16 protein-coding genes and 1 tRNA gene are annotated in these 17,947 nt (G+C 50.3%); 13 read left to right on the top strand and 4 right to left on the bottom strand.

Annotated features, from left to right (window positions below; genetic code table 11):
- Nucleotides 1–60 precede the first annotated feature (60 nt).
- The 4 genes from JHJ32_RS08550 (at nucleotide 61) to folP (ending at nucleotide 2,846) form a co-directional block, all read left to right on the top strand.
- Nucleotides 61–879 (top strand): 2,3,4,5-tetrahydropyridine-2,6-dicarboxylate N-succinyltransferase, encoded by an 819-nt coding sequence (locus JHJ32_RS08550; RefSeq protein WP_079715150.1) that lies wholly within the window; start codon nucleotides 61–63, stop codon nucleotides 877–879.
- A 22-nt stretch (nucleotides 880–901) separates the two neighbouring features.
- The gene (locus tag JHJ32_RS08545; RefSeq protein ID WP_079715148.1) at nucleotides 902–1,483 is read left to right on the top strand and encodes an L-threonylcarbamoyladenylate synthase; all 582 of its coding nucleotides are present in this window, start codon (nucleotides 902–904) and stop codon (nucleotides 1,481–1,483) included.
- Between the two features lie 72 nt (nucleotides 1,484–1,555).
- Nucleotides 1,556–2,038, top strand: a complete 483-nt coding sequence (locus JHJ32_RS08540; protein WP_233632562.1) for a DUF4920 domain-containing protein — start codon at nucleotides 1,556–1,558, stop codon at nucleotides 2,036–2,038.
- A 1-nt stretch (nucleotide 2,039) separates the two neighbouring features.
- Nucleotides 2,040–2,846 (top strand): dihydropteroate synthase, encoded by an 807-nt coding sequence (folP, locus tag JHJ32_RS08535; protein WP_079715145.1) that lies wholly within the window; start codon nucleotides 2,040–2,042, stop codon nucleotides 2,844–2,846.
- Between the two features lie 3 nt (nucleotides 2,847–2,849).
- On the opposite strand, the gene metG is transcribed toward folP, so the two are convergent.
- Nucleotides 2,850–4,925, bottom strand: a complete 2,076-nt coding sequence (metG, locus tag JHJ32_RS08530) for a methionine--tRNA ligase (RefSeq protein WP_233632561.1) — start codon at nucleotides 4,923–4,925, stop codon at nucleotides 2,850–2,852.
- Between the two features lie 123 nt (nucleotides 4,926–5,048).
- On the opposite strand from metG, the gene JHJ32_RS08525 reads away from it, so the two are divergent.
- The 9 genes from JHJ32_RS08525 to JHJ32_RS08485 all read left to right on the top strand — a co-directional run bounded on the left by JHJ32_RS08525 (nucleotide 5,049) and on the right by JHJ32_RS08485 (nucleotide 15,657).
- On the top strand, nucleotides 5,049–5,456 hold the full coding sequence (locus JHJ32_RS08525) for a DoxX family protein (protein ID WP_200120719.1): 408 nt from the start codon (nucleotides 5,049–5,051) through the stop codon (nucleotides 5,454–5,456).
- Nucleotides 5,457–5,463: 7 nt separating this feature from the next.
- Nucleotides 5,464–6,132: a class I SAM-dependent methyltransferase gene (locus tag JHJ32_RS08520; RefSeq protein WP_079715142.1), complete on the top strand. Its 669-nt coding sequence runs from the start codon at nucleotides 5,464–5,466 to the stop codon at nucleotides 6,130–6,132.
- Nucleotides 6,133–6,212: 80 nt separating this feature from the next.
- On the top strand, nucleotides 6,213–6,827 hold the full coding sequence (locus JHJ32_RS08515; protein ID WP_200120718.1) for a TetR/AcrR family transcriptional regulator: 615 nt from the start codon (nucleotides 6,213–6,215) through the stop codon (nucleotides 6,825–6,827).
- Between the two features lie 186 nt (nucleotides 6,828–7,013).
- Nucleotides 7,014–8,153, top strand: a complete 1,140-nt coding sequence (locus JHJ32_RS08510; RefSeq protein ID WP_079715138.1) for an efflux RND transporter periplasmic adaptor subunit — start codon at nucleotides 7,014–7,016, stop codon at nucleotides 8,151–8,153.
- A gap of 6 nt (nucleotides 8,154–8,159) precedes the next feature.
- Complete coding sequence (locus JHJ32_RS08505) at nucleotides 8,160–11,375, top strand: efflux RND transporter permease subunit (protein ID WP_200120717.1); 3,216 nt, start codon at nucleotides 8,160–8,162, stop codon at nucleotides 11,373–11,375.
- A 66-nt stretch (nucleotides 11,376–11,441) separates the two neighbouring features.
- Entirely contained in the window at nucleotides 11,442–12,881 is a 1,440-nt protein-coding gene (locus JHJ32_RS08500; RefSeq protein WP_079715134.1) for a TolC family protein, read from the top strand.
- Nucleotides 12,882–13,001: 120 nt separating this feature from the next.
- Nucleotides 13,002–13,073: transfer RNA gene (locus JHJ32_RS08495), tRNA-Glu, on the top strand.
- Nucleotides 13,074–13,467: 394 nt separating this feature from the next.
- Nucleotides 13,468–14,685 (top strand): site-specific integrase, encoded by a 1,218-nt coding sequence (locus JHJ32_RS08490; RefSeq protein ID WP_200120716.1) that lies wholly within the window; start codon nucleotides 13,468–13,470, stop codon nucleotides 14,683–14,685.
- Between the two features lie 87 nt (nucleotides 14,686–14,772).
- Entirely contained in the window at nucleotides 14,773–15,657 is an 885-nt protein-coding gene (locus tag JHJ32_RS08485) for an Rpn family recombination-promoting nuclease/putative transposase (protein WP_200120715.1), read from the top strand.
- 333 nt (nucleotides 15,658–15,990) lie between these two features.
- Here JHJ32_RS08485 and JHJ32_RS08480 read toward each other — a convergent pair whose 3' ends face one another.
- Genes JHJ32_RS08480 through JHJ32_RS08470 form a run of 3 tightly spaced genes read right to left on the bottom strand, consistent with a single transcriptional unit; the run spans nucleotide 15,991 to nucleotide 17,842 of the window.
- Nucleotides 15,991–16,977, bottom strand: coding sequence for a DUF5712 family protein (locus tag JHJ32_RS08480; RefSeq protein ID WP_200120714.1), 987 nt, complete (start codon nucleotides 16,975–16,977; stop codon nucleotides 15,991–15,993).
- A gap of 9 nt (nucleotides 16,978–16,986) precedes the next feature.
- Nucleotides 16,987–17,541: a BfmA/BtgA family mobilization protein gene (locus JHJ32_RS08475; protein WP_200120713.1), complete on the bottom strand. Its 555-nt coding sequence runs from the start codon at nucleotides 17,539–17,541 to the stop codon at nucleotides 16,987–16,989.
- Nucleotides 17,528–17,842, bottom strand: coding sequence for a hypothetical protein (locus tag JHJ32_RS08470; RefSeq protein ID WP_233632560.1), 315 nt, complete (start codon nucleotides 17,840–17,842; stop codon nucleotides 17,528–17,530). Before JHJ32_RS08470 ends, JHJ32_RS08475 begins: the two co-directional genes overlap by 14 nt.
- Nucleotides 17,843–17,947 lie beyond the last annotated feature (105 nt).

The following is a 17,947-nucleotide window of genomic DNA, read 5'->3' as shown; positions in this document are numbered from 1 at the left end:
TCGAGCAGGCAGAAGTCGAAAGAATTTGTTTTCTTTGCGGCTATAAAGCTTTATTACAACATGATTAAAGAATTGCAGAAACTTATTGAGGACGCCTGGGAGAACAGGCAGTTTTTGGAATATAAGGAATACCAAGAAGCCATCGAAACGGTCATTCAAGGGTTAGACCGTGGGGAATTGCGCGTCGCTGAACCCATTGGTTCGCGCTGGCATGTCAATGACTGGATAAAAAAAGCCGTTATTCTGTATTTCCCTATCCGCCAGATGGAAGTCGTTGAAACCGGGCCTTTCGTTTTTCACGACAAGATGAAGCTTAAAACCAACTATAAGGAATTGGGTGTCCGGGTAGTACCCCATGGGATTGCCCGTTATGGCGCTTACCTTGCCAAAGGTGTAATCATGATGCCATCATATGTCAATATCGGCGCTTATGTAGGTGAAGGCACAATGGTCGATACATGGGCTACGGTAGGCTCGTGTGCCCAGATCGGCAAACATGTGCACCTTAGCGGCGGTGTGGGCATCGGCGGCGTGCTGGAGCCTGTACAGGCCGCACCGGTTATTATCGAAGACAACGTTTTCGTCGGATCTCGCGCGATAGTTGTAGAGGGCGTACATGTAGAAACCGAAGCAGTACTTGGCGCTAACGTCGTATTGACTGCATCGACAAAAATCATTGACGTCAGCGGAGAGGAGCCCATCGAATATAAAGGCAGGGTCCCCGCCCGTTCGGTGGTCATACCGGGCGCGTATACCAAAAAATTCCAAGCAGGTGAATACCAGGTGCCCTGTGCATTGATTATTGGCAAGCGCAAGGATTCGACCGACAAGAAAACATCGCTCAATGACGCGTTGCGCGAGCACGACGTCGCCGTATAACTCCAACGCTAATCACAATACCATGCCGAATCAGGTGCATCCATCAGACATCAATAAAGCCCTCGACACGCTACGTGCCGGCGGGCTTATTCTTTATCCTACGGACACGATATGGGGCATAGGCTGTGACGCCACTATTCCCGAAGCGGTGGATCGGGTTTACCAGTTAAAAGGCCGGGATAAAGGTAAGAGCCTGATTGTCTTGCTCGACCATGAAAACCGTTTGCCAAGCTATGTACAGGAAGTACCGGAAGTTGCATACCAACTCATCGAATATGCAGAACGGCCGCTGACAATTGTCTACTCCGGCGCCAAAAACTTAGCCGGCAATCTGCTTGCTGAAGACGGTAGTATCGGCATACGGATCGTACAGCAGCATCCGTTCTGTACACCATTGCTCCAACGCTTCCGTAAACCCATTGTGTCGACGTCTGCCAACCTGAGCGGACAAGCCGCACCCTCGAATTTCGAACGCATTCCTCAGGAAATCCGTGACGGGGTGGATTATATTGTTGCCTATGGCCAGGATGACCCGCGCGAGGGAATGGCCTCCATTGTCATGAAACTTGAGCCGGGGGGTAAATTTTCATTTATTCGAAAATAGTCTTTCCCATGCCGCATATGTTTCTAACACCAACTTTAATGCTTACTTTTGAATCAGCTAAAAAGCAGTAGCATGATGAAAAGACTGACAGCAGCGTTTGCAGCCATGATATGCTTGGTTGCGCTATCAAGAGCCCAAGAGGAAATCCCATCTGCTCAACCCGGAGTTCAGTATGGAAAAGCCATCAACAAGGATGGAGCCATAGACATGCAGGCATTGGCCGCAAAGCTGGCCGCTGACTCCGTCTACACAGGAAAAGTGGAAGGCAAGGTTGTGGAGGTTTGCAAAAAGAAAGGCTGCTTCATTCGCATCGAGCGTGAAGGAGCAGGCGACCCCATTCTGGTACGATTTAAGGACTACGGATTTTTCATGCCGCAGGACATCGTCGGCAAGACCGTTGTACTTGACGGGCAGGCCAAAGTGAAGGAAGTATCCGTGGCACAGCAACAACACTTCGCCGAAGATGCCGGTAAAAACGCGACGGAAATTGCCCAAATCACCCAACCCAAGGTGGATATCAATATCATTGCTGACGGGGTAGTGGTGGTACGATAAGATGAATGCTAAGGGCAGGCTAATTGACCTTTCATCGCCCAAAGTAATGGGTATCCTGAATGTGACGCCTGATTCGTTTTACGATGGCGGGCAGCACGATACAGCAGATGCTGCCCTTCGGCATGCGGAGCAGTTATTAAAGGAGGGCGCTGACATATTGGACATCGGCGCCTATTCGTCCCGCCCCGGCGCGGCTGATGTGAGCGCTGACGAGGAGACGGCGCGCTTGGTACCTGTGATTGCGGCCATTGGCAATAGGTTCCCCAACGCCATACTATCAATAGACACGTTCCGCGCGAGCGTGGCCCGGGCCAGTATCGCTGCCGGAGCACATATCATCAACGATATTTCCGGGGGAACATTGGATGGAGGCATGTTTGCCGCTGTTGCCGAGTTGCAGGTGCCATATATCCTCATGCACATGCGCGGCACGCCAACTACCATGCAACGACTGACTGATTATACAGATGTCGTGCAGGAGGTAAGTTTATTTTTTGGCCGTCAAGTGAGGATGCTGCGCCATATGGGTGTAAAGGACATCGTGTTGGATCCCGGCTTTGGCTTCGCCAAGACGTTGGAACAAAACTACGAGCTGCTCCGGCGGCTCGACGAACTGCATGTACATGGGTTACCCATCCTTGGCGCGATATCACGTAAATCAATGATTTACAGAAAGCTTAATGTCACGGCCGCAGAAGCCTTGAACGGCACCACCGTACTCAACACCCTGCTCCTGACAAAGGGCGTACAATTGCTTCGCGTACATGATGTCAAAGCCGCCAAGGAAGCCATAGCGTTGCTCCGATAGCGACTAGCGGATTACGCTGCCAGGCTGCACTTCCGTTTGCGGTGTCACGAAATCCAGACGCCCGTCCTTGTCTTCTGCCATCAGAATCATGCCCTGCGAGACAATACCTTTAATCTCCCGGGGCTCCAGGTTCACCAAAATGGCCACCTGCCTACCCACAATTTCTTCCGGAACGAAGTATTCGGCGATACCAGATACTACGGTACGCCGGTCTAGCCCCGTGTCAATGGTCAGCTTCAGCAATTTTTTGGTTTTGGGCACCTTTTCCGCATCAAGAATTTTGCCCGCGCGGATATCCATCCTGACGAACTCTTCGAAGCTGACGTTACCTTTTGCTTCCGGAACCGCCTTGGCAACCTGCATATTGGTTTCCTTGGCTTTCGACAACTTGGCCAGCTGCACGTCTACCTGTTCGTCGGTGATTTTTTCAAACAGCAACTGGGCTTCCCCCAACTGATGGCCGGTAGGCAACAAATCATAGCGTCCCGCCTGTTGCCAATCAACGGTGTCAAGATTAAGCATGCCAAACATCCGCTGCGCTGTATGCGGCAAAAAGGGTTGCGCCATGATGGCCAAGTTTGCGGCTATCTGTAAGCTTACATTCAGTACAGATTTTACTCGCTCCTCGTCCGTCTTAATGAGTTTCCACGGCTCCGAATCCGCCAGGTACTTATTGCCGAGGCGGGCGACATTCATAAACTGAGCCAAGGCCTCGCGGAATCGGTATTGGGTAAGCGATCCGGCAATATGTTTAGGGTAACGCTCAAGCTCCGAAAAAATAAACCGATCCGTGTCCGTCAGCCGGTTGGCCTCCATGACCTTACCCCCAAAATACTTATGAGAAAGTACGAGCACGCGGTTGACAAAGTTTCCAAATATAGCCACCAGCTCATTATTCACACGCGCCTGAAAGTCCTTCCAGGTAAATTCGCTGTCGGAGGTCTCGGGCAATATGGACGTCAACACATATCGTAGCTCGTCCTGCTTACCCGGAAACTCATCCAGGTATTCGTGTAACCACACCGCGTGGTTACGCGATGTGGAAAGTTTGTCCCCTTCGAGGTTGAGAAATTCGTTGGCCGGCACATTTTCGGGCAAAATATATTCGCCATGAGCATGGAGAATACTAGGGAACGTAATACAGTGGAATACGATATTGTCTTTGCCGATAAAATGAATCAAGCAAGCGTCATCTGCAGGGTCATTTTGTTTTTTCCAGTATTTCTCCCAATCATTGTCTGTATCCAATGCCCATTGTTTCGTCGCAGAGATATACCCAATCGGAGCATCCAACCAAACGTACAACTTTTTTCCCTTAGCCTCTTCCAACGGTACATCCACCCCCCAGTCCAGATCGCGCGTCATGGAGCGGGGTTGCAAACCGGATTTCAGCCATGATCGGCACTGACCATACACATTAGGCTTCAACACGTCCTTCTTGCCTTCCAGCAGCCATTCTTCCAACCATGGTTGATATTTGTCCAATGGAAGATACCAATGCTTAGTCTCACGAAGCACCGGCGGTTTGCCGCTAAGCGTCGAAACCGGATTTATCAAATCGATGGGATTAAGCGATGTGCCGCATTTTTCGCATTGGTCGCCATAAGCTCCGTCGCTTTTACAGTTGGGGCAAGTACCCGTTATATAACGGTCGGCCAGAAACTGATGGTACACTTCGTCATAATACTGCTCGGTCACCTGTTCGATGAATTCGCCCTTTTCATACAGATTCAAGAAAAATTCCTGCGAAAGTTCGTGGTGTATTTTCTCCGATGTACGGTGGTATATGTCAAACGATATACCGAACTGCTCAAAACTTTGCTTAATTTGGGCATGGTACTTATCAATAATCGCTTGGGGGGTTGTTCCCTCCTTCTTCGCCTTGATGGTAATGGCAGCACCGTGTTCATCCGAGCCGCAGACATAGACTACATCCTTATTGTTGAGGCGCAGAAAGCGCACGTAAATATCCGCTGGGATATATGCGCCGGCCAGGTGTCCGATATGCAAGGGTCCGTTGGCATAAGGCAATGCCGAAGTGATGGTATAACGTTTGAAAGGTAAAGCTATATTACTCAATGTATTCCAGTTATGTTAGTGGGTTTTAGCTTCATTTTTACACAAAAATGAGTGCCATAGTTTGCAACTGTCGCAAAGATAAGTCAATTTGCGCGGAAATACATCATTCATTCATTAATCAAAATGGCAGCATTATCTTGGTTAAACAAGTACAAAAACACTGGGTTATTACTGATGCGCATCGGGCTCGGCGTGATGTTTATCATGCACGGATATCCCAAGTTACTCGGTGGGCCCGCGCGCTGGGAAGGCCTAGGCCGGTCTATGAGCGAGGTAGGGATTACATTTCTACCGGTAGTATGGGGCTTATCCGCAGCGATCGCCGAGACGGTTGGCGGTTTATTTTTCATAATCGGTTTCTTTTTCCGTCCCACGGCGCTCACCTTGGCCTTTACCATGTTCATCGCTTCCCTACGCCATTTGGGTGCGGGAGACGGTTTGATGGGCGCATCCCATGCCATTGAGATTGGCATGGTATTTTTGGCTCTTGCCTTTATCGGGCCGGGCCGGTACAGTGTAGATAAAAAATAATTTTCACATGGACGAACCAATCGACTTCAGCGCAGTAGCCGCGCAACTGGCCAGGCCGGAAGGCGAAGCAGGCATCAAAGCCGCCGAGCAGATGAACACCAGCAATGCCGAGATGACGAAGCACACCATTGACTTACTGGCCTTAAAAGGCCGTGAAATCGTATTGGAAATTGGCCCCGGTAATGGCCGGTTTGCCGAATATGTCCTATCGAAAGGACCCGGCATCCAGTACACCGGCGTAGACATTTCGGCCACCATGGTACAAACAGCACGTCAAATAAACGGACACCTCATTGACGCAGGCCAAGCGGATTTTATACAAGTGGACGGCCAGCACCTGCCATTTCCTGAAAGCACATTCACTCATGTGTTTACCGTCAATACCCTTTACTTTTGGGAAAACCCCGCGGTGCAATTGGCGGAAACCAAACGGATACTGACGCCCGGAGGAACGTTTTGCCTCGCCATTGCGAGTAAAGCGTTCATGAAACAACTTCCCTTCACGGCTTACGGCTTTACGCTGTATACTCCTGAAACGGCGCAGCAGCTCCTTTTGGCGAACGGATTTGCCCTCGTCGACACAACTGTGAGAGCGCATAAAACTGTAAGTGCCAGCAAACAAGAGGTCATGCGCGAAGAGATCTTCATCCGCTGCCAAAGACCTGCCCATACTTAATTACATTATTATGGCATTTGAATCAAAAAATATCTTTTACCTTTGCCTAACACTGTTAAATAATTAAACAAGGGAAGATAGTGGGAAGCAGAGAACGGATACAGCGAATGAAAGATGAAAACAGGATGAACATCCTGGATGCCGCTCTTCAAATTGTCAAGGAAGACGGATGGCAGGCCCTTAGCATGCGCAAGATTGCTGACATCATCGAATACACTGCGCCCATGATCTATGAATATTTCCCCGGCAAAGAAGCGATACTCACTGAACTATCAGCACAGGGATTCCGCCAACTGGCGAAAAAAATGCGCGAAGCCAAAATGAATCATGAGCAACCTGAGAAACAATTGGAGGCCATGTGGCTGGCCTACTGGGATTTCGCGTTCGAACATAAAGAACGCTATCAACTTATGTTTGGGGTGGGGATGCGGGCTTGCGAAGCAGGGGCTGACTGCGAATATTCGAAGACCCATGCCGATTTGGTCAACGACGTCATTTACGAAATCATGAAAGAAAAGGCGCCCAGTCAAGAAGTATTATGCCGCAAATATTACACCTTTTGGTCGGTAATCCACGGGTTGATATCAATCAATTTGGTCAACATCGGGCTTGAAGACGAAGATGAGCAGCAGCAATTAAATCAGCAAATATTAAAAGATGCGATTTACGGCATCACACGGTCGTTAGTCGATTAATTTTTTTGCACATTACCTTACATTAATAAATTTTTTAACGCCGTTAAATTACCCATAAACACCTCCGGCTGCACGTTCTCCTGAAGGCAGCCCTCGTTCATCGGCAGCACGCGTTATCAAGAAAACAACAAATCGATCATCATTTTTTGACTTTTACTTAACACTGTTAAATAGTTTAATCACGTTATGAAACATTCAATAACACTCATTTCACTTCTCGTAGCCCTAGGTTGCGACGGCGACCGCCAGTCTGGGCCGGAATCTACCCTGCAAGCCGTGCCGGTAGTTGAGATCAAGACAGGGCAGCAGGTCACCTTTCAGGAATATCCGGCATCGATAACAGGGCTGTCTACCGTTGAAATCAGGCCTCAAGTTTCTGGCATCCTGGAGCGCGTCTACGTCGATGAAGGAGCCAAGGTAGAGAAGGGCCAGCTCCTGTTTAAGATTGACGCCAAGCCCTATATCGAACAGGTTAACCAAGCCAAGGCCAGCTTGCAGGCCGCAGAAGCCAATGTAGAGCATACCCAACTCGAAGTAGAGAAGATGAGCCGGCTAACAGAAAATAAGCTGCTGGCAGATTTCCAGTTGAAGACGGCCATAGCCGCCCACAAGGTAGCTCTTGCCAATCTGGAGCAGGCAAAAGCGGATCTGGCAACGGCCCAAATCAATCTCGACTACACGACCATCAAAGCGCCAATAAGCGGATACATCGGCCGTCTGTTCAAAAAGCACGGATCGTTGGTGGCACCTACTGACGCTGAAGCTCTCACACAGCTTTCCGATGTGCATGAATTGCATGTCTATTTCTCACTGGCCGAGCGCGACTTTGCGTCGTTTAGAAACCGTTTTGAAGGTCTTTCACTTGAAGACAAGCTCAGCAACGTCCCGCCGGTATCATTGGTACTTTCTGACAATAGTATATACCCCCATGTGGGCAAGATTGACATGGTCGATGGACAGTTTGACAGGAATACAGGTGCAATCACACTGCGTGCTACGTTTCCCAATGAACATGGACTCCTACGATCAGGCAATACAGGCAAAATTAGGTTAAGCATGCTCCATGACAACGCGCTGATTGTCCCGCAGTCGGCTACGGTCGAATTGCAAGACAAAATCTTCGTCTATGCCGTAGACGACAGCAATAAGGTGGTCAAGCGCCCGATCGCAGTCGCCGGTAAAACTGGCCCAAATTACCTGGTAAGCGCTGGATTGGCTGCTGGCGACCGAATCGTATCCAAAGGAATGGATTACCTTCAAGAAGGCCAAACAATCCTCCCCCAGAACGCATCTGCAGACAGTGTTAAACGAACCGCATTAAACTAGCTACATATGTTTAAGAAATTCATCGAAAGACCCGTGCTCTCCACGGTAGTGTCTATTCTACTGGTCGTCCTCGGTATCCTGGGATTGACACGGCTGCCGTTGCAGCAATTTCCCGATATCGCTCCTCCCGCAGTCCAAGTCACCGCGCTGTACCCGGGAGCAAACGCCGAAACCGTCCTCCGTGCCGTCGCCCCTTCCCTTGAAGAGTCCATCAACGGTGTGGAAGGTATGAGCTATATGAGTTCCACAGCAAGTAATGACGGCTCCCTGGTCATCACCGTCTATTTCAAACTCGGCACCAACCCCGACCAGGCAGCGGTGAATGTACAGAACCGTGTGGCGCAGGCCACAAGCCAACTGCCTGCGGAAGTAGTACAGGCTGGCATCACCACGCAAAAACAGCAGAATAGCCTCATTATGGTGGTTGACCTGTACACCGAGGACGAAGCACGATATGATCAGACTTTTTTGACAAACTATGCACAAATCAACATCATACCCGAGATGAAACGCATACCCGGAGTTGGACAGGCCATTGTCTTCGGGGGAAACAAAGACTATGCGATGCGCGTCTGGCTCGAACCAAGCAAGATGTCGGCCTACAACATTACGCCCAACGAAATCATGGCCGCCATACAAGATAAGAATATCGAAGCCGCTCCCGGACGTTTCGGCGAAAGCAGCCATGAATCTTTCGAATTTGTCATCAAGTACAAAGGGAAACGCAATCAACCGGAAGAATATGAAAACATCATCATCCGCGCCAACGCCGACGGGTCGATGCTGCGGCTGAAAGACGTAGCCAACATCGAGTTGGGTGCGTACACCTATGCAAGCGCCACCCGAATCAACGGCAAAACAGGATTGAACATCGGTATCATGCAACTGGCCGGCTCCAATGCCAACGAAATCCAAATCGCACTGCAGGATTTACTGGAAAAGGCCTCGAAGCAGTTTCCGGAAGGCGTGGAATACCTCATCTTATATAATACCAAAGATGCCCTCGACCAATCGATTGACCAAGTGAAGCATACGCTTATTGAGGCGTTCATCCTCGTATTTCTCGTCGTTTTCCTGTTTCTTCAAGATTTCCGCTCCACACTCATCCCCGCCATCGCCGTACCGGTAGCCATCTTAGGCACGTTCTTCTTTATGCAGTTATTTGGCTTTTCGATCAATCTGCTCACCTTGTTCGCTTTGGTATTGGCTATCGGGATCGTCGTGGATGACGCTATCGTGGTCGTCGAAGCCGTCCACGCCAAAATGGAACGGCGCCATCTTACCCCCAAGGCCGCTACCCTTTCCGCCATGAGCGAAATCACCGGAGCGATTGTATCCATTACGCTGGTCATGTCTGCGGTATTCCTGCCCGTGGGCTTTATGGAAGGCTCCACCGGACTATTTTACCAACAATTTGCCTTTACCCTGGCCATTGCCATTGTCCTGTCTGCCATCAATGCGTTGACACTCAGCCCAGCGCTATGCGCACTGTTTCTAAAGCAACACGAGTCCGCCCATGGACAGGACAATAAACGGCTGACGTTTAAAGAAAAATTCTTCACAGGGTTCAATACCGCATTCAACCGGCTTACCAATCGGTATATTGGCAGCCTGCGCTTTCTTATCCGTTTTCGGTGGCTTACGCTGGGGGCACTGGCGGCGGTAGTCTTAGCGACCATCGTTTTAATCCAACGCACACCTACTGGGTTCATTCCACCGGAAGATCAAGGATTTATCGCCATTTCGGTCGACCTGCCGGCGGGTGCTTCGCTTGACCGCACCAATGCCATCTTGCAGGAAGCTGAGCAAATCCTCCAGCCCATGGATTTCACGAAAACGCTGAACGTCATCTCCGGCTTTAGCATCCTTACGCAGGCCACCAGTCCTTCAGCGGGCGTCGCTTTCATTTTGCTGAAGCCGAATGAAGAGCGGGGCGATGTGAAAAGCATCGAGGAGATTATGACCGTCGTCAACCAGCGCCTCGCTGCCATCAAAGGCGCCTCCTTTTTTGTATTTACTTTCCCCACCGTGCCGGGATTTAGCAATATCGACGGGCTTGACATGGTTTTGCAGGATCGTACCGGCGGCAAGCTGGATAGGTTTGACCAAATCGGCGATGGCTTCATTCAAAATCTCATGCAACGTCCAGAAATCGCCATGGCGTTTACACCGTTCAAAGCCGACTATCCGCAGTATGAGTTGCTGGTAGACGATGTGAAAGCCGAGCAATTGGGCGTCCGTACGCGAGATATCCTGCAGACGATGCAAGCCTATTTCGGCAGTGCGCAGGCGTCAGACTTCAACCGGTTTGGCAAGTACTACCGGGTAATGGTACAGGCCGAGAAAAATCAACGGGCAGACCCGGCCTCGCTCGACGGTGTCTATGTAAAAAACAAGCTCGGCGACATGGTACCCATCAATACCTTGGTTGCGTTGCAGCGTGTCTATGGCCCCGAAACCGCATCGCGCTACAACCTATTTAATTCAATGAGCATCAACGCCATACCCGCACCTGGATTCAGTTCGGGCGATGCCATACGGGCGGTAGACGAGGTTGCTGCCACGGCATTACCTCAGGGATTCTCCCACGAATTTTCAGGTATCACGAAAGAGGAGATCACGTCCGGCGGCCAATCGACCGTCATTTTCCTGATGTGCCTTGTATTTGTCTATTTTTTGCTGGCTGCGCAGTACGAAAGCTACCTGCTACCGTTGGCGGTAATCCTGTCTATCCCGACCGGCGTATTCGGTGTTTTCGTCGCAATAGGTCTTGCCGGCATCGAAAACAACATTTACGTTCAAGTCGCCCTGGTGATGCTTATCGGTTTACTTGCCAAAAATGCCATCCTGATTGTCGAGTTCGCGGTGCAGCGACGGCGAATGGGCAAATCCCTGGTATCCGCAGCGCTGGAAGCGGCAAGGCTCCGGCTTCGCCCAATCCTGATGACTTCCCTTGCATTTATTGTGGGACTTACCCCCATGATGGTTGCTACAGGCCCTTCAGCAAAAGGCAATCACTCCATCAGTATCGGTGCAGCCGGGGGGATGATTTCGGGTGTCATATTAGGGTTGCTGGTAATCCCCATTTTATATATTTTGTTCCAATACTTGCAGGAGCGGATCACAGGCCCCTCGCCTACCGTCGCACGTATTCCATCATCACCGTTTCAAACGGCCTCAAACAACGTAGAAGAAGTCAACACCGCATTACAACAACACTGATATCATACGCGGCAGTTTATAGTACCGGCCAGATTGGTGCTATCGCTGCCTTCACATAGACGCTATATGATGAATTTTCTTTTGATCAAAATCCCGCACTGGCTTTGCCTTACCGCATTGCTGTTTATCACATCGTGCAAAGCACCTCAAGAAGGCGTGCAAGCAAGCGCCGGGCTCCCCGAGTCGTACCGCAACGCGCCGGCACCATCGGCCGACACGACTGACACACTGGGTATCGCCCACCTCCCGAAGACAGACTATTTCAGCGACAGTATTCTGCTGACTTTACTGGATACCGCCGTCGCACAGAACAACGACCTACAGTTGGCCGTAAAAAATATCGAGATCGCTTCCCGTATTTTGTCACAAGCCAGACTGGCGTATCTACCATCCGTGGGGCTGGCCTTAACCGGAAGTACTACCCGTCCATCCAACAACAGCTTGAATGGCATTAGCCTGAATCAGTTTCTCGGAAACAAACACATCGAAGACTACAACGCCTCGGTGTCTTTTTCCTGGGAGCTGGATATCTGGGGAAAAATCCGTAATCAAAAAGCGGCGGCACTCGCCTCTTACTTACAAACCGAAGAAGCGCGCAAGGCCGTCGAGACGCAGTTGGTCACCAATGTAGCTTATGCTTATTATAATTTATTGGCATTGCGCGAGCAACTAACCATTGCCAAGCGCAGCCTTGCCCTTAATGATACCACACTGAATCTCATCAAACTCCAGTATGAAGTTGGTGAAGCCACCCTATTAGCCTTGGAGCAAGCTGAAGCACAACGGTTGAGCGCAGCAACGCTCATTCCTTTATATGAGCAGGAGATCAATATACAGGAAAATGCATTGAGTATTTTACTAGGTAAGATGCCTGCAGCAGTATTTACAGCTGCGCACCTTGCCGATATCGCCGTTCCTGATCGCGTGTCTGCTGGCATTCCCTCCGTCCTGCTTAGTAGGCGACCGGATGTCCACGCTGCGGAATTAGGTGTACGGATAGCAGACGCCCAAATGCGGCAGGCTCGGGCGAACATGTATCCTTCACTGACCATCACCGCCCAAGGTGGTGTCAATACATTTACTGCCAGCAATTGGTTTACGATACCGGCATCGCTTTTCGGAGCAGTCGCCGGAGGGATAACACAGCCCATTTTCCACAACCGGAGGCTAAAAACAGCGTATGAGGTGTCGCGCATCGAACGGGAGAAATCCGTCATCCAATTTCGTCAGTCCATGTTGGTAGCTGTTGGCGAAGTAGCTGACGCGCTCATCAAAATCGAGAAATTGAAAGCACGCAGCGTCCTTGCTGCAGAAAAAGTGACCCGGCTCCGCAATGCCGTAAACAACGCCAATAGTCTATATACAAATGGCGTGGCAAACTACCTGGAGGTGATAACAGCACAGAACAATATGCTGCAGAGCGAGCTTGAACTTACCGATGTCAAACGACTACATCTCGAGGCATTAGCCGACCTTTATCGGGCCGTTGGCGGTGGGTGGCAATAGTACCACTCACGCCGCTACCCATAGCGACATTAAAAAAATTTTGATTTTCTTTGGAAGAAATAGAAATACTCCTATCTTTGCAGACCGAAAAACAACAGGGTTGTTCGGAAAGATAGAAAAGGCCCGTTCGTCTAGGGGTTAGGACGCAAGATTTTCATTCTTGAAACAGGGGTTCGATTCCCCTACGGGCTACACATCTTGAAGTCAAAACATACAAAAGCCTGCAAATTAAACGTTTGCGGGCTTTTTGTTTTCATTCGGTCATTGTTTGCTTTTCAGCGGCCGAATGGAGCATTCATGCTGATTTATTTGCTTTAAAGGCAGCATGAATGGTTTTACAGCATCCTGATTCATTCAATTATTCGCATAAAAACAGTGAGTAATTCAGTGAGTCAATTCCTCGCATACCTTTACTCACTGAAAACGTTGTAACGAACTGCAAAACAACGTGTTCAACTATTGAACATCTTGACTACCATAGGCTGCAAGGCTAATTTTCACCACTGAAATTTGCTTTTCATTGGCGGTGCAGAGCTCGTCCCGAAGGTCGGGACTCGGTTTTGTTTCACTTAAATGATGTATTATCATGAGTACAAATTATTCCTTGCTCTTCTACTTGAAGAAGCCGAAAAACTATGCGGGTGGTGCCAAACCCATCTACATGCGTATCACCGTGGCCGGTGAACCCAAGGAAGTGTCTACCGGCCGCGAATGCGACCCCTTGCGGTGGAACGCCAAGGCCAACCGTGCCAAGGGCACCAAAGAGGACATCCGTGGCCTGAACGCCTACCTCGACATGCTGGAGCGGAAGGTGGCTGATGCCCACCTGCAACTCGTAAAGGACGGCGCGGAAATCACCGCCGAAACGCTGAAACTGAAATACCTTGGCAAGGACGTGCAACGGCGGTATCTGATGGAAACGTTCATCGAACACAACCGGAAGATGGAAGCGTTGCTTGGGAAAGGCTTTAAACCTAACACGCTGAAAGGCTACAACACTTCTGTTGCACACCTGACCTCCTATTTGGAAAAATGCCATGGTGAAACGGACATCGACATCCAGCGCATCGACCATGCGTTCATCACGGGTTATGAGTTTTTCCTGCGCTCTGACATGGGGTGCAGTGCGGTGTCGGCAGCCAAGTACATGAAGCACCTGCGTAAAATCATAAATCAGTGTCTTGCCCACCGATGGATTGCGGAAAACCCCTTTGCGTTCTACAAAACGAAGGCCAAGCCAAGGGAAAAGGAATTTCTCACGCCCGATGAAATGGACAGGATAGCCCAAAAGGAATTTTCCATAACAAGGCTCTCTCATGTGCGCGACATCTTCGTGTTCTGCTGCTATACGGGGCTGTCATACGCCGATGTGCGGAAACTGCAAAAGACGGGCATTGCAAAGGGCATTGACGGCAGGCTGTGGGTATTGACCAGCCGGGAGAAAACGGAGACTTCCTCCAACATCCCCCTGCTGCCGCAAGCATTGGATATCATTGGCCGCTATGCGGACTATCCCCCATGTGTGGCAAAGGGGCTGGTACTTCCGGTGCTGAGCAACCAAAAGATGAACAGCTACCTGAAAGAGATTGCCGACCTGTGCGGCATCGCCAAGACGCTGACGTTCCACATGGCACGGCACACATTCGCCACCACGGTGACATTGGCCAACAATGTGCCTATCGAAACGGTTTCCAAGATGCTGGGGCATACCAATATCAAGACCACCCAACATTACGCCAAGCTGCTGGACACGCGGATCGGCAGCGACATGGAGGCCTTGCAGCAAAGATTGGCAGGAATCTGATATGTTTCATATCCGTTTGGGGACATTTTAAGTTCCCAAACGGATATAAGAACAGTACATAAACCCAAAATACATTATATTTGAATCATGGCCAAAACAACAAAGCCAACAATAGGCACTTATATTGACCCTTTAACCGATTTCGCATTTAAAAAGCTCTTCGGAAGCGAACCAAACAAGGACTTGCTGATTGACTTCCTCAATGGCGTGTTCCGTGGGAGGAAACACATCGTGGATTTGGTATACAACAAAAACGAGCATCCCGGCGAAACGGTAAACGAAGGGGGTGCCATATTCGACCTTACCTGTACCGGAAACGATGGGGAGCAATTCATCATCGAAGTACAAAGGGGAAAACAAGGCAACTTCAAACAACGGGCAATTTTCTACACCAGCCGCTTGATTACCGAACAGGCTCCAAAGGGAAAGCGTTCCGAATGGGCGTATAATGTGAAAGAAGTGTATCTCATCGCGCTCTTGGAAGATTTTTCCTTGGATGCGGGTAATGAGCAAGAGTTTCTGCATGATATTTGCCTAAGTAACAGGGAGACAGGTAAAGTTTTTTACGAGGGGCTGGGGTATATATTCATTGAATTGATTAAATTTGTAAAAACGGAAGCGGAACTGGATACCGACCTTGACAAATGGCTCTATGTTTTGAAGAACATGAGTAGCATGGATAAGATTCCGGTATATCTGCGCAAACCGATTTTTGAAAAACTGTTTAATATTGCTGAATACAGCAATCTGACAAAGGAGGAAAAGACCATGTACGATACAAGTCTGAAACGCAAATGGGACAACAAAGCTGTGTTGGACTATGCAGTAAATGAGGCCGCAAAGGAAGCAGCAAAGGAGGCCAAACAAGAAGAAAAAATGGAAATTGCCCGTGAAATGAAAAAGGACGGCATTTCCGTTGAGCAGATTGCCAAATTTACCAAGCTGTCCATCGAGAAAATCGAAAAGCTTTAACAGAACGCTCACCATTCATAGAGTAAGCCATCCCCAAAACGGATGGCTTTTTTTGTACCCCCCGCATACACACGACTAACATTTCGCTATCGGCTCACTATTGGTTCTTACTGGCTCGTATCGGTTCATTTCAGTAGCCTTGTTTTTAAATCTGCACACACCAAGGCATTTTCACCGCTTAGGCCACCGAACGCAAGGCGGGGGAATCGGGTCAAGGGCGCCGGAGGGCAAAGGCCTGCGGGCGGGGGCGTTTATATACCCTTGACCTTTCCCACGCCGGGGTAATTTTGGCCGGGCCGTGCAAAGGCCGGATGCCCTGAACCACCTGTAAACTCACCGCCTGATACCCCGTGACTGTGCTTTCTTTTTCCGTTTGCGCCGCTTCTCCTCCTCCTCGATGGGGCTTTGCTGCTCACCCGCTCCCTCCACCGGAGCCATCAGCAATCCCAATAGGTCGGCAGCCATACTGCCAGTGGTGGCCAGCATTTCGCCCACGCTTTCGAACATGCCTTGGGCAACATCATGCGCCAGCTCCATTGCCAACGGATGACCCTGCGGATGCCGCTCCGTCAATTCCGTGAGCGTGTGCATCTGCGCTTTCTGCTGTGCGGTGCCGTTCTTCATCGTATTGGCATATTGCAGGCTGTCTTTCAGGTTACGCTCGAAGTCGAACAGTTCATCGAACAGCGTCTCGCCCGACTGCTTGAACGCGGTGCGGTCGAACTGCCCCAGCTTCTGCGAATGGGCTTTGTTTTTGCCACGTGACGTATTCTGCGGGCTTAGCTTGATTTTATTGGTGATATCCTTGCGGCTCACGATTATCTGGACGTGCATCTGCCGACCCTCTTTGAGTTCGCCTTTTTTCTTTTGTCCGCTCTTTACCTCCCTGTCATTGTGGCTGTAATAGCGGTGGTTTTCCAGCTTGCCGAACCAAAGCAAATCCCGGTGGCTGTCTATGCCGGGGCGTTTGAAGTTCCGGGCGTATTCGTCCATCACCCTCATGGCAAATTCCTTTAGCTTTTCCCGTGCCCCGTCCTCGCCGTATTTCGACACGAGGTGCGCCAGTTCCTTTTGGCTGGGGCTGACGTTGATGAGGAAGAATTTGCTGTCGTCCCTGCCCAGCTTGGCCACGTTGCGATCGATGCCCGTCCGTACCTCGTGGGGTTTGATGTCGTTGGCCGTTCCATTAAACCAACGCTCCGGTTTGTTTTCTATCCCTTTTTCGGGCGTCATCCGGTTTTCCTTTTCGAGGTAATGTACCAGCGCACCGCTGCTGCCCTTGTTGTCGCCCGTTTCCGATTTGGTGATGTTGATGTACATGGCCTTACGTTACAGGTTGTCCAGTGATTGCCTTGCGCGCCCAGCCAGTTCCTCCTTTTTGGCCGCCGATACAGGCCACCCGAGGGCCTCTCTTTGGGTAATGTAGTAATCCAGTACCTGCCGGAACCTGGACTTCAATGTTTCCCTTTCCCGCATGTTGCCAAGTATCTTTTTGAGCGTACCGTCCACCAGTTTCAGGTAACCGATGGTTTCCCTGCCCATGATGGTTGCCTCCGACTGCCCTTTACCGATGTTTTTTAAAAGCGGGCTTTGTGCTTTGGCGATGGCCATCAGTTCCCCCATTGCCGAATACATCGGCACCAGCATGTCACCCTCCTGTTTGCGGATGAACGAGAGAATGCGGCTGATGCCGCTTGACAGTTCCTTTTTCAGCACCTCATCGTTCAGGTCGGCGGGGTCTTTTTTGCTCTTGTAGAAATAATCTACCATCTGCATGACCACCTCCCGCTTGGTGCGGCCAAGTTTCCGCGCAAGCAACGTGAGCCGCTCGTCCACCGCCTCGGGGAAACGGACGGATTTCCTGTTCTCGTCAATCCTGACCATTTACCCCTCCCTCCGTGCGGATGAACCTGAACCTGCTGCCCTTGGCCGGATGCCACGAGGGGCGGTACTCCACATAACCGTAGGCCACCAGTTCCGACAGGCACTTGTGGTACGTGGCTATCGAGCGTATCCGCGAGAAGCGCATGAGTTTCCGGCGGCTGGCGTGGAAATGATTATTGGGGTTGCCGCAATCGTAGTGGTAGAACAACGCCGCCACCAACCCGATGTGCGTGGGCAGCAAACGCCCATCATCGCCAATCCGCTCAAAAAACGCGCTGAACGCGTGCTTGGGCAATTCCATCCGTTCACCCATTGCCGTTGCCTCCCTCCATCATTTTCCTGATGTCCTCCGTACGGTAGTACATGCTGCCACCCAATTTGCGGTAAGGCAGCGTGCCGTTGACCC

Source organism: Parapedobacter sp. ISTM3 (assembly GCF_016533505.1).
In the GTDB taxonomy this organism is placed as follows: Bacteria; Bacteroidota; Bacteroidia; order Sphingobacteriales; family Sphingobacteriaceae; genus Parapedobacter; species Parapedobacter luteus.
The sequence above is the reverse complement of the archived record's forward strand: the minus strand, read 5'-3'. Positions and strand labels throughout refer to the sequence as shown.